Here is a 12,086-nt window from a genome sequence, read left to right as displayed (position 1 = left end):
CCTTCGCGAGCAGGCTCGCTCCCACAGTTGTGTTGGGGAGCCTGAGATTCAGCATTTACCTTCGAGAATCGCCGCATACCCTTCTCGATAACTCGGATACTTTGGCGCCCAACCCAGCGCTTTCGCCCGCGCGTTGCTGCAACGCTTGCTACCGGTACGCCGAACGCTTTCATCTTCCGACCATTCAGTGACCCCCATAAACTCGCGCAGCCAGCCCACCACCTCGGCCAGCGGCGCCGGCGCATCATCGACACCGATGTAGACCGGTTCAAGCGCCACGCCCCGACGGTCAGCCTCAAGCAGAAACGCCAACAACCCCGCCGCGTCATCAACATGAATACGATTGCCATACAGCGGCGGATCAACGGCCACGCGATAGCCACGCCGTACCTGAGTCAACAGCCATTCCCGGCCCGGGCCGTAAATACCGGTCAGGCGCAAGATGCTCGCCGGGATACCACTGTTGAGCGCTACCTGCTCGGCTTCAAGCATCAACCGACCTGAGTAACCGGACGCGACGGTCTCGCTCGTTTCATCAACCCACTCGCCGTCCAACTGCCCAAAAACACTGCTGCTGGACACGAAAATCAGCCGATCCGGCACTTGGCCGTAGTCGTCCAGCCAACTCAGTACATTCTGCATACCCTGCACGTAAGCCGCGCGATAACCGGCCTCATCGTGATCGGTGGCAGCGGCGCAATACACCAGGTAATCCACCGCGCCGACCGGCCAGGTCGCCGGGCAGTCTTCATTGAACAGGTCGCCGGCAACGCCGATGACCCCTTCAGGCAGACGCGAAACATTTCGGCGCAAGCCATGAACTTCCCAACCGGCAGCCAACAACTGCGTGGCCAGACGGCTGCCGACATCACCACAACCGGCGATCAAAACAGAAGGCGCGGACATCAAAAAACTCCCATCGGAAAGGCACAGACTAGCCTCGGCAGAGGACGAGCGGCTAGTAATGAAGGAAAAAAAGTTACTCTATTACTTTTGTTAACAAGAATTACTTGCAATAATGCCTGCCACTTTTGTTCTCGGCCTCACGAGGCCTGGAAGAGCATTACCGTTTTTCTATCTCAGGTCCGGCCAGCATGAATCGTAATCAAATCCCCGCTTCGCCAACCAAACGACCTCGCGCCTGGAGCGCGGTGGCGGCTCTGTTGCTCAGCCTGATGCTGACGCCAACCGCCGCTTTCGCCGACGCTCAGGCACCTGCTGCTCCGGCCGCCTCCGAACAGAGCGCTCCAGCGGCGGCTGCACCGGATGCAACGGCTCCGGTCCAAACCCTCGACGCCACCCCTGCCGAAGCGCCAGAAGCCCTTGAAGCCGACAACACCCTGGGCATGGCCCACGACCTGTCGCCCTGGGGCATGTACCAGAACGCTGACATCATCGTGAAAATCGTGATGATCGGCCTGGCCATCGCGTCGATCATCACCTGGACCATCTGGATCGCCAAAGGCTTTGAGCTGATGGGCGCCAAGCGTCGTCTGCGTGGCGAAATCGCCGCCCTGAAAAAAGCCACCACGCTTAAAGAAGCCAGCACCACTGCCGCAAAAGAAGGCACCCTTGCCAACCTGCTGGTCCACGACGCCCTTGAAGAGATGCGCCTGTCGACCAACAGCCGAGAGAAAGAAGGCATCAAGGAACGCGTCAGCTTCCGTCTTGAGCGTCTGGTCGCAGCCTGCGGTCGCAACATGAGCAGCGGCACCGGCGTGCTGGCCACCATTGGCTCCACCGCACCGTTTGTCGGTCTGTTCGGCACCGTGTGGGGCATCATGAACTCCTTCATCGGCATCGCCAAAACCCAAACCACCAACCTTGCCGTCGTGGCACCTGGTATCGCTGAAGCGCTGCTGGCTACCGCACTGGGTCTGGTGGCTGCGATTCCTGCGGTAGTGATCTACAACGTGTTCGCGCGCTCCATCGCCGGTTACAAGGCGCAGGTCTCCGATGCCTCGGCAGAAGTCCTGCTGCTGGTCAGCCGTGACCTCGATCACCAGCCTGAGCGCAGCTCGCAACCGCACATGGTGAAAGTGGGGTAATCGGCCATGGGCCTGCATTTGAAAGAAGGCGCAGACGACGATCTGGCCGAGAACCACGAAATCAACGTCACGCCGTTCATCGACGTGATGCTGGTGCTGTTGATCATCTTCATGGTGGCCGCGCCGTTGGCCACAGTGGATATCAAAGTCGACCTGCCCGCCTCGACTGCCAAACCGGCGCCGCGGCCAGAGAAGCCGGTGTTCCTCAGCGTCAAGGCTGATCAGCGCCTGTTCCTCGGCGAAGACGAAGTGAAGCCTGAAACACTGGGCGCCACTCTCGACGCCCGCACCAAAGGCAAGAAAGACACCACCATCTTCTTCCAGGCCGACAAAGGCGTGGATTACGGCGACCTGATGAGCGTGATGGATAACCTGCGCTCTGCCGGTTACCTGAAGGTTGGTTTGGTGGGACTTGAGAGCGCAGTCAAAAAATGATCACGACGCGCCATAAGCTGACGCGTTACAGCGGTAGCCTGGCCGTGGTGCTGGGCGTTCACGCGCTGGCCATCGCGCTGGCGCTGAACTGGACCACCCGCCCGCCCATCGAACTGCCTCCCCAGGCAATGATGGTCGAGCTGGCGCCGGTTCCAGCCCCGCCACCGCCAGCTCCGCCAAAAGTCGTCACCCCGCCGCAGCCACCGGCTCCGGTTGAAGAACTGCCGATTCCGAAACTGGCCGAAGCACCGAAAGCCGAAATCGCGGTGCAGAAACCAAAACCGAAGCCAAAGCCTAAACCGCCGAAGCCTGTCGAGAAAAAGCTGCCCGATCCACCGAAGGAAAAACCTTCCGAGGAAAAACCGGCCGACACGCCACCGACACCAGCGCCGACGGAGAAATCTGCTGCACCAGCGCCAGGCCCGTCGCCAGCCCAGATGGCTGCCAAGGCCAGCTGGCAAGGCACTCTGCTTGCGCATTTGGCCAAGTACAAAAAGTACCCGCAAAGCGCACAGGCTCGCGGCAAGGAAGGCTTGAATCGTCTGCGTTTCGTGGTCGATGGCGAAGGCAACGTGCTGTCGTTCGAACTGGTGGGCCGCTCCGGCAACGCCGATCTGGACCGGGCCACCCTGGAAATGATCCGCCGCGCACAACCGCTGCCCAAGCCACCGGCCGACATGTTGACCAATGGCTCGATTGAAATTGTTGCGCCGTTTGTTTACTCGCTGGAACGCCGTCGCTAAGACACACCGCGATACCTGTGGGAGCTGGCTTGCCAGCGATAGCGGTGGGTCAGTTGATAAACCCTCGACTGACGCGCTGCAATCGCTGGCAAGGCAGCTCCCACTGAATTCTTCTCCAACCGGAATAATCCACCCAAAGGCACCAAAAGGTGCCTTTGGCGTATCTGCCTCGACATTGGCCGCTGTCGCACGCCTCCCTCAGTCTGATAACGTGCGTCTATCGATTGCAGCCGGTATGCTTGGCCCGCATCTTCATGGACGCTTGCTATGACCCTCACAGAATTACGCTACATCGTCACCCTCGCCCAAGAGCAGCATTTCGGCCACGCCGCCGAAAAATGCCACGTCAGCCAGCCGACCCTATCGGTGGGCGTGAAGAAACTTGAAGACGAACTCGGTGTGCTGATTTTCGAGCGCAGCAAGAGTGCCGTGCGTGTGACGCCGGTCGGCGAAGGCATCGTCGCCCAGGCGCAAAAAGTACTGGAACAGGCCCAAGGCATTCGCGAGCTGGCCCAGGCCGGCAAGAACCAGCTGACGGCTCCGCTGAAAGTCGGCGCGATCTACACCGTTGGCCCGTACCTGTTTCCACACCTGATTCCACAACTGCACCGGGTCGCCCCGCAGATGCCGTTGTATATCGAAGAAAACTTCACCCACGTGCTGCGCGACAAACTGCGCAACGGCGAACTCGACGCGATCATCATCGCCTTGCCGTTCAACGAAGCCGACGTGCTGACCCTGCAACTCTATGACGAGCCGTTTTACGTCTTGATGCCAGCGCAGCACCCTTGGACCCAGAAAGAAACCATCGACGCCGGCCTGCTCAACGACAAGAGCCTGTTGCTGCTCGGCGAAGGCCACTGCTTCCGCGATCAAGTACTGGAAGCCTGCCCGACCCTGACCAAGGGCAGTGACGGCGCCAAGCACACCACCGTCGAATCCAGCTCGCTGGAAACCATTCGCCACATGGTCGCCTCCGGTCTGGGCATCTCGATCCTGCCGTTGTCGGCGGTCGACAGCCATCACTACGCCCCGGGCGTGATCGAAGTGCGGCCCTTGTCGCCGCCGGTGCCATTCCGCACCGTGGCGATTGCCTGGCGCGCGAGTTTCCCACGGCCCAAAGCCATCGAAATCCTCGCCGACTCCATTCGCCTGTGCTCGGTGGCCAAGCCAGCAGCACCGGTTACAGCCGGTTAAGCGAGCGTCATGACAGAGCTGTCGCAAGTGTCAGTGACGGCACTCAAGGGTGTCGGCGAAGCCATGGCCGAGAAATTGGCCAAGGTCGGCCTGGAGAATCTCCAGGACGTGCTGTTCCACCTGCCGCTGCGCTATCAGGATCGCACCCGCGTGGTGCCGATCGGCCACTTGCGACCGGGACAGGATGCCGTGGTCGAAGGCACCGTCAGCGGCGCCGACGTGGTCATGGGCCGTCGTCGCAGCCTCGTCGTGCGCTTGCAGGACGGCACGGGCGGCCTGAGCTTGCGCTTCTACCATTTCAGCAACGCGCAGAAAGAAGGCCTCAAGCGCGGCACGCGCATTCGCTGCTACGGCGAAGCCCGGCCCGGCGCGTCGGGACTGGAGATCTACCACCCGGAATACCGCGCCATCACGGGCGACGAGCCGCCACCAGTGGATGAAACCCTGACCCCGGTCTATCCGCTGACCGAAGGCCTGACCCAAGCGCGCCTGCGTCAACTGTGCATGCAAACGCTGACGATGCTCAAGCCTGACACCCTGCCCGACTGGCTGCCGACCGAACTGGCCCGCGACTATCAACTCGCGCCACTGGCCGATGCGATCCGCTACCTGCACAACCCGCCCGCCGATGCCGACGTCGACGAACTCGCCCTCGGTCATCACTGGGCCCAGCATCGCCTTGCATTCGAAGAACTGCTGACGCATCAACTGTCGCAGCAACGTCTGCGCGAAAGCATGCGTTCCCTGCGCGCGCCAGCCATGCCGAAAGCGGAAAAACTGCCGCCCAAATACCTGGCCAATCTCGGCTTCGCCCCGACCGGCGCCCAGCAACGCGTCGGCAACGAAATTGCCTACGACCTCAGTCAGCACGAACCGATGCTGCGGCTGATTCAGGGTGACGTTGGCGCGGGTAAAACCGTGGTTGCCGCCCTCGCCGCGCTGCAAGCGCTGGAGGCCGGGTACCAGGTCGCGTTGATGGCGCCGACCGAAATCCTCGCTGAACAACACTTCATCACCTTCAAGCGCTGGCTCGAGCCGCTGGGCATTGAAGTCGCGTGGCTGGCCGGCAAGCTCAAAGGCAAAAATCGCGTTGCCGCGCTGGAGCAAATCGCCAGCGGCACGCCGATGGTGGTGGGCACGCATGCACTGTTTCAGGAAGAGGTGAAGTTCAGGAACCTCGCGCTGGTGATCATCGACGAGCAACACCGCTTCGGCGTGCAGCAACGTCTGGCGTTGCGGCAGAAAGGCGTCGGTGGGCGCATGTGCCCGCATCAGCTGATCATGACCGCCACGCCGATTCCGCGCACGTTGGCGATGAGCGCCTACGCCGACCTCGACACCTCGATCCTCGACGAATTACCGCCCGGGCGAACCCCGGTCAACACCGTGCTGGTCACTGACACTCGCCGCGTCGAAGTCATCGAACGGGTCCGTGGCGCCTGCGCCGAAGGGCGTCAGGCCTACTGGGTGTGCACGCTGATTGAAGAATCCGAAGAACTGACCTGTCAGGCCGCCGAAACCACCTACGAAGACCTAACTGCCGCCCTTGGCGAACTGAAAGTCGGGCTGATCCACGGCCGCATGAAACCTGTCGAGAAAGCGGCAGTGATGGCCGAATTCAAGGCCGGCAACCTGCAATTGCTGGTCGCTACCACGGTGATCGAAGTCGGCGTCGACGTCCCCAACGCCAGCCTGATGATCATCGAAAACCCGGAGCGCCTGGGCCTGGCGCAACTGCACCAATTGCGCGGTCGCGTTGGCCGAGGCAGTGCGGCCAGCCATTGCGTGCTGCTCTACCATCCGCCGCTGTCGCAGATCGGCCGCCAGCGTCTGGGCATCATGCGCGAGACCAACGACGGTTTCGTCATCGCCGAAAAAGACCTCGAACTGCGCGGCCCCGGCGAAATGCTCGGCACCCGTCAGACCGGTCTGCTGCAATTCAAAGTCGCCGACCTGATGCGCGATGCCGACTTGCTGCCCGCCGTGCGCGACGCCGCCCAAGCCTTGCTGGAACGCTGGCCGACCCACGTCAGCCCCTTGCTCGACCGGTGGCTGCGCCACGGGCAGCAATACGGCCAAGTGTGAGCACCGTCGCAGTTTCTGACAGCCTGCTCTTACAGAGCTGGTTATACTCCAGCACTTGTTTCAAAAACGGATCCAGACCATGACCGAAGCTGCTCTCGCCACCGAATCCCCGCACGCTCCGTCTGTTATTCGACTGCTGCTGGACAAGCTCGGGATTGCCTACGAAGAAGTGCTCGACCACCACGGCCTGAATGCATCGCGCAAGGTCCAAGCCGTGTTGCTGGACGACGCTGTCGGCGCGCTGATGGTGCTATTTCCACAGAGCCAACTGCTCGATCTCAATCGCCTCGCCGAACTGACGGGCCGTCGCCTGACCGCCGTGTCGACTGAGCGCCTGCAAAAAATGCTCGGCAAACACAGCCTGAGCCTATTGCCAGGGCTGCCGGCGCTGACCAGTTCGCCATGCCTTTACGAAGAAAGCCTGCTGCGCGAGCCGAAGTTGCTGATCAACTCCGGCGAACCGGGCGTGCTGCTGGAAATCACCAGCGAACACTTCAAGACCATGCTCACCAAGGCCAGCGCCGCCAACTTCGGCGAGAACCTGACCAGCATTCGTCCGAACCTCGACCGCCCGGATGACGACCGCAAGGAAATCACTCAGGCTGTGCAGGCGTTCACCGCGCGACGCATCCAGCAGCGACTGGAAGCAACCATCGAGATTCCGCCGCTGGCCGAAACCGCACAGAAGATCATCAAGCTGCGCGTCGACCCGAATGCCACCATCGACGACATCACCGGCGTGGTCGAAACCGACCCTGCGCTGGCCGCACAAGTGGTGAGCTGGGCGGCGTCGCCGTACTACGCCTCGCCGGGCAAGATTCGTTCGGTGGAAGACGCGATCGTCCGCGTGCTCGGGTTCGATCTGGTGATCAACCTCGCGCTGGGCCTGGCCCTCGGCAAGACATTGAGTCTGCCGAAAGACCACCCACAACAAACCACGCCGTACTGGCAGCAATCGATCTACACCGCTGCCGTCATCGAAGGCCTGACCCGCGCCATGCCGCGCGCCCAGCGCCCGGAAGCCGGCCTGACTTACCTTGCCGGTCTGCTGCACAACTTCGGCTACCTGCTGCTCGCCCATGTGTTCCCGCCGCACTTCTCGCTGATCTGCCGTCACCTGGAGGTCAACCCGCACCTGTGCCACAGCTACATCGAGCAACACCTGCTGGGGATCAGCCGCGAACAGATCGGCTCGTGGCTGATGCGCTACTGGGACATGCCGGACGAACTGGCCACCGCCCTGCGCTTCCAGCACGACCCAAGCTACGACGGCGCCTACGCCGAATACCCGAACCTCGTCTGCCTGGCCGTACGCCTGCTGCGTAGCCGTGGCATCGGCTCCGGGCCGGATGAAGACATCCCCGACGCCCTGCTAGAACGCGTCGGCCTGACCCGCGAAAAAGCCAACGACGTTGTCAGCAAAGTGCTTGAGGCTGAAGTCCTGTTGCGCGAACTCGCTTCGCAGTTCAGCCAGGCCTAAACGCATCGCGGGCAAGCCCGCTCCCACAAGATCTATGCGATTCCTGTGGGAGCGGGCTTGCCCGCGATGAATTCACCTCGGTCCAACTGCCCGCATCAAGCCTTAGGCTTGGCCTTGCGCGGCTTCAAATACTTCATCAACCCCTGAAACCACATCACCAGCGCCGGATTGCCCTTGATCTGGATCGACTTGTCCTGAATCCCCTGCATAAACGCCAATTGCTTGTTCTTCGCCTGCATCGTGGCAAAGCCATAACCCGCATCTTTAAAGGCAATCGCAAACGCCGGCTCTGCCACCACGCCAGACTTGCTGGTAATTCGTTGATCCTTCACCACGAAATGCCGCGCCACCTTCCCGTCCAGCGTCTGCATCTGAAACACCAGATCCTTGTCACCCAACTGCTGCTGAAACGCAGGATTTGTCCGGCTGGCCTTACCCATCAACAAACCCATCATCCACAGAAGAAAACGAAATTTCATGCGCACAGCCTCAAAAGAAAAATGAACGGCCGGGGCAGTGTAAGGGATTCGGACGATAACGCCACTATTGGCAAACGTTGGAAGAGGATGCTGTTATTTTCCTGCACGATGACTACCAAGTCACACCTCTCCTACACGTACCTATAAGCATCTGCCGGCGCAGCGAACGCCGGCGCAGAGAGCAGCAACGACAGGCTGCCCGCGAGATAGAACTGATTCATCGGGAATTCCTTTTCGCCGTTATCCGGCCTGTTTATCCGTCAGACAATTTGCGTAGCCATCGGCGAACCTGGCGTCGAAAGACAATTCCACCGGCTCGTCCAGTTCCGCCGAGGTACTGAGCAACACGCGCGTTGCCGGGGTGTATTTGATCCAGCCAATGGTGCCGGTGCCGTCGGTGTCAAAGAACAACTGCGCTCGAACGGTTTCACCGTCATCGTCGTCGATAAGCAGATTGACCTTGTCCTTGCCGACGTACTGAAACGGGAAGTCGCTGCTCCTGACCATTTCGGTGAGGTAGCCATAGCAACTACCCTCACTGGCAATCGCCGGCATGGCGTAAGGCAAAAGCAGAAGCACACTCAGCACGCGCCGAATGAAAAAACGGTTCATCCCATCATCCTTAATCAAGCGGCGGCGATTCCGCGTCGGTCATGCTCAGCAGCCGGAATTCGTTGTTCACAAACTCGTAGTAGCGATCCCGGTTGACGCTTTCTAGCGAATTCCCCTGGGCATCTTCTTCACCGTCGAGGGTGATGCCGGAAATAAGGATCAAGCGGCTGTCAGGTTGGTAGAGCATGGCGAACGTGCTGCCGTCGTAGGCATTCGGCAGGCCGCCAGCGACTTCTCCGGTTTGTGCATCGAGGACTTCGGCGCAGATGGCACCGCCGCCACAACCCAGCGGATTGAGAATGTAATGGCCGGCGAAGTTGACCTTGCCTTTCAAGGCCTTCGCTCGCGCACTGTCCATCACCGGATTGCTGTTTTCCTGCGGCACCAGCGCATGGTGGGGGCCGCTGAAAATTGGCGCGACGGGATAATCCTTGAAGTCGGGGTCGGCGGCGAATGCCAGTGAAGCGGCGACCAACAAGATGCCGCTGAGTAAAACCGAAAATCCTTTCACGCTGTAACTCCGTAACTGAAGGCTTACTGGCAAAGGTGATGGTTTCACTTCATATCCTTCGAATTGATCAATTCCAACTCACCATCCCGATACACCACCTCACACCCCACCCACGCCGGATCAACCTGCGGCATCACCGCCGACGGTTTGCGCAACTCGCGCAGCAACGTCGAGCCATGGGACAAGCGCCCACCCATTCGCGCAATCACCGCCCGCGCAGCTTGATAGTGCGCATGTCGCCCGGGATCGAGCGTGTCCTCCAGCAAAATGTCCTCCCCGAGAACACCCTGCACCAGCCCCGGATAAATCATGAACCCGGTGGCCTGCTCCGCACCTTCTCGGCCGTCCTGCCAGAAACTGCCGTCGCGGCTTCGAACGTCAGGATGCGCCGTGAACCAGTGCTCGCGATCCGCCAGCGGCATGGCGTGGTGTAGACGAAAGAAGATGCGCATCAGGTTGTCGCGGTACCACTCGCGCACTTGCAGGTAGTAACCGCGCAGGCCCGGTAGGCCGGTCGCGTTGGCGAGGCGGATTAGCCGTGACCATTGTGGGAATGGCTGGAGCAGCAGATCGCTCGACGCGGGCCGAGGGGTGGCCGGATCGGTCTCCCAAGGCAAACGATGCGGGCTGTTTTTAAGATTGTCGTAAGCGGTCGGCGGGCGGCCCAGCCAGTCGCCGCCACTGCTGGCCAGCGCCGTGGCGATGCACAGATTGCCTTGCACCACAAACACGTAAAACCGGGTGAACCAGTCCGCCAGTTGTTGGCCATCGGCACCTTGAGTGACGAGTTCGGCCAGTTCCTTGTCGAAGCGCTGCAAACCTCGTTCAAGCGTCAGTAGATGACCGCGAGCGATGTGTTGCATGCGCAGGAACAGCGGCAAAGAGCGCAGCATCTTCAGCGGTTGCCACGGCAGATGCGGGGTCGCGCCACCGACTTCACCAGCGTAGTTACTCGCGCTGATGCCCCAGTCGGCCAGCCGTGCAAGAAACAGATCATTGTTGATGTAGGACGCGCCGCCGAACACGGCAGTGAACGGCTCGTTGTCCTGCAACACTCGCGCATCCCACCGCGCCATGATCGCCGGAATACTCGCTGCCGCGCGGCGCTGAGCGTACTCGACAAAAACGCTCGGTTGTGGCGGCAGGATCTCGGCGATGTTGGCTGCGGTGAGGTGCCGGCGCCAGCCGTAATCGCTGATCGGCCGGTATTGCAGCAGCCACAGTTGTGAGCCGTCCCAGGCCCATTCGACGTCGCCGGGCACGTAGTGGAACACCCGCAACACGTCTTGCAGAAATTGCCATAGCCGCTCTTCGGTCAAGCCGTGGGATGGCGTGAACGCGCCGCTGCGCCAGGCATCGCCAACCCTTGAAAGCGTTGCCCGCGAAGGGCTGACGTGACCGTCGGCCAGCGATTCGAGATGGCCTTCAACCCATTCGAGTTCTACCGAAAGATGGCGCACGAAGGCAATCCCGGACACTACCGGGGTGATGAAGCGCTGCACCACCACTTCCTCGACGCCTTCAGCAGTCAATTCGGCGATGCGTTTCGGCACATTGGCGGGCGGCTCGCGCAGATAGGTTGTGCTCAAACCGGCATTCGCCGAATCGGCCTGATCCTCGCCATAACTGGAGGAGCGCACCGCCCAGGTCACATCGGGTTGGGCGGCGAGAAACGCGGGCAGACGCGGATCATCGCAATCGTTAAGCGTCAGCGCCGCCGGCACCGGTTGCCGGGCCAGTTCAGCCAAGCGCAAACGCCCGCCCTTGGTGTGCGCAACAAACCCGCGCTCGCCCGACTCCAGCCACTGCGCGAACTGCGCGGGCGAGTCGATCCACGGGTAGTGACCCCATCCCGGTTTGAGGCTGATGGTCAGATCAGCGCGGGCCAGAATCGCCGACCACGCCGCCGCTTGCTCGATGCCCAGCACGTTGTCCTGATCGCCCCAAACCAGCTCGACCGGATCGGTGATCCACTCCAGCAGCGGCAGCGCGGTGTCGGCCCGCACCAGATCCCAATGCGGCACGAATGCCCGGCAGCGCGCATAACCGGCGCCCATGCGTTGGTACTGCGTAGGCGTCCAGGTCTGGTTGGAGAACTTGCGGGCGAACAGCGTGGGTTTGTTCGACAGCAGCCAGTGAATGGTCTTGCGGATTGGCAGCGGCGACATCAATGCCGGCAAGCGACGCTGCCACAAAAACGCCCCGACCGGCGCCAGCAAAACACTGCGAGAAAAGTGCCCCGGCCGACGTTGCAACGCGTGCAGCACCAACAAGGCATTGACCCCGACCGCCATGATCGCGCTGCCCTGCTCCGTCATCGCCAGCAACGTCTGCGCGTAGTCCGCGAGATCCTCACAGGGTGGCTGCGGATTGGCGCCGAAGCCCGGCAATTCCAGCGGCACCACGTCGTAGCGGTGGAAGTGCGGCAGCGCATCGTCCCACCAATCGGCGGCGCTGCCGTTGCCGGCCAGCAGGTACATCAAGGGCTTGCTCATG

11 protein-coding genes are annotated in these 12,086 nt (G+C 61.3%); 6 read left to right on the top strand and 5 right to left on the bottom strand.

Annotated elements, in window-relative coordinates:
* Window positions 1–48: 48 nt before the first annotated feature.
* Window positions 49–906 (bottom strand): SDR family oxidoreductase, encoded by an 858-nt coding sequence (locus AB4P91_RS06365; protein WP_150593442.1) that lies wholly within the window; start codon window positions 904–906, stop codon window positions 49–51.
* Between the two features lie 188 nt (window positions 907–1,094).
* Between AB4P91_RS06365 and exbB the strand changes: the two genes are divergently transcribed.
* From exbB to AB4P91_RS06335, 6 genes are all read left to right on the top strand, one after another.
* A complete protein-coding gene (exbB, locus tag AB4P91_RS06360; RefSeq protein WP_150593441.1) occupies window positions 1,095–2,048 on the top strand; it encodes a tonB-system energizer ExbB in 954 nt (317 codons plus the stop codon).
* Window positions 2,049–2,054: 6 nt separating this feature from the next.
* Window positions 2,055–2,483, top strand: a complete 429-nt coding sequence (exbD, locus tag AB4P91_RS06355) for a TonB system transport protein ExbD (RefSeq protein WP_103302606.1) — start codon at window positions 2,055–2,057, stop codon at window positions 2,481–2,483.
* Window positions 2,480–3,226, top strand: a complete 747-nt coding sequence (locus AB4P91_RS06350; RefSeq protein ID WP_150595960.1) for an energy transducer TonB — start codon at window positions 2,480–2,482, stop codon at window positions 3,224–3,226. The genes exbD and AB4P91_RS06350 overlap by 4 nt, the downstream gene beginning before the upstream one ends.
* A 267-nt stretch (window positions 3,227–3,493) precedes the next feature.
* Entirely contained in the window at window positions 3,494–4,423 is a 930-nt protein-coding gene (locus AB4P91_RS06345) for a hydrogen peroxide-inducible genes activator (RefSeq protein WP_042561765.1), read from the top strand.
* A gap of 9 nt (window positions 4,424–4,432) precedes the next feature.
* On the top strand, window positions 4,433–6,508 hold the full coding sequence (gene recG / locus AB4P91_RS06340) for an ATP-dependent DNA helicase RecG (RefSeq protein ID WP_395604505.1): 2,076 nt from the start codon (window positions 4,433–4,435) through the stop codon (window positions 6,506–6,508).
* A 79-nt stretch (window positions 6,509–6,587) separates the two neighbouring features.
* Window positions 6,588–7,988 (top strand): aminoacyl-tRNA deacylase and HDOD domain-containing protein, encoded by a 1,401-nt coding sequence (locus AB4P91_RS06335; protein ID WP_115146639.1) that lies wholly within the window; start codon window positions 6,588–6,590, stop codon window positions 7,986–7,988.
* 95 nt (window positions 7,989–8,083) lie between these two features.
* On the opposite strand, the gene AB4P91_RS06330 is transcribed toward AB4P91_RS06335, so the two are convergent.
* The 4 genes from AB4P91_RS06330 to AB4P91_RS06315 all read right to left on the bottom strand — a co-directional run bounded on the left by AB4P91_RS06330 (window position 8,084) and on the right by AB4P91_RS06315 (window position 12,085).
* Complete coding sequence (locus AB4P91_RS06330; protein WP_150595957.1) at window positions 8,084–8,467, bottom strand: helicase; 384 nt, start codon at window positions 8,465–8,467, stop codon at window positions 8,084–8,086.
* Window positions 8,468–8,707: 240 nt separating this feature from the next.
* On the bottom strand, window positions 8,708–9,079 hold the full coding sequence (locus tag AB4P91_RS06325) for a hypothetical protein (protein ID WP_395604504.1): 372 nt from the start codon (window positions 9,077–9,079) through the stop codon (window positions 8,708–8,710).
* A gap of 10 nt (window positions 9,080–9,089) precedes the next feature.
* Window positions 9,090–9,590 (bottom strand): hypothetical protein, encoded by a 501-nt coding sequence (locus AB4P91_RS06320; RefSeq protein ID WP_395604503.1) that lies wholly within the window; start codon window positions 9,588–9,590, stop codon window positions 9,090–9,092.
* A 44-nt stretch (window positions 9,591–9,634) separates the two neighbouring features.
* The gene (locus AB4P91_RS06315) at window positions 9,635–12,085 is read right to left on the bottom strand and encodes an alpha/beta hydrolase (protein WP_395604502.1); all 2,451 of its coding nucleotides are present in this window, start codon (window positions 12,083–12,085) and stop codon (window positions 9,635–9,637) included.
* Window position 12,086: the final 1 nt, after the last annotated feature.

The organism is Pseudomonas sp. B21128 (assembly GCF_044218865.1).
In the GTDB taxonomy this organism is placed as follows: domain Bacteria; phylum Pseudomonadota; class Gammaproteobacteria; order Pseudomonadales; family Pseudomonadaceae; genus Aquipseudomonas; species Aquipseudomonas iridis.
This window is presented reverse-complemented; position numbering and strand designations above follow the sequence as displayed.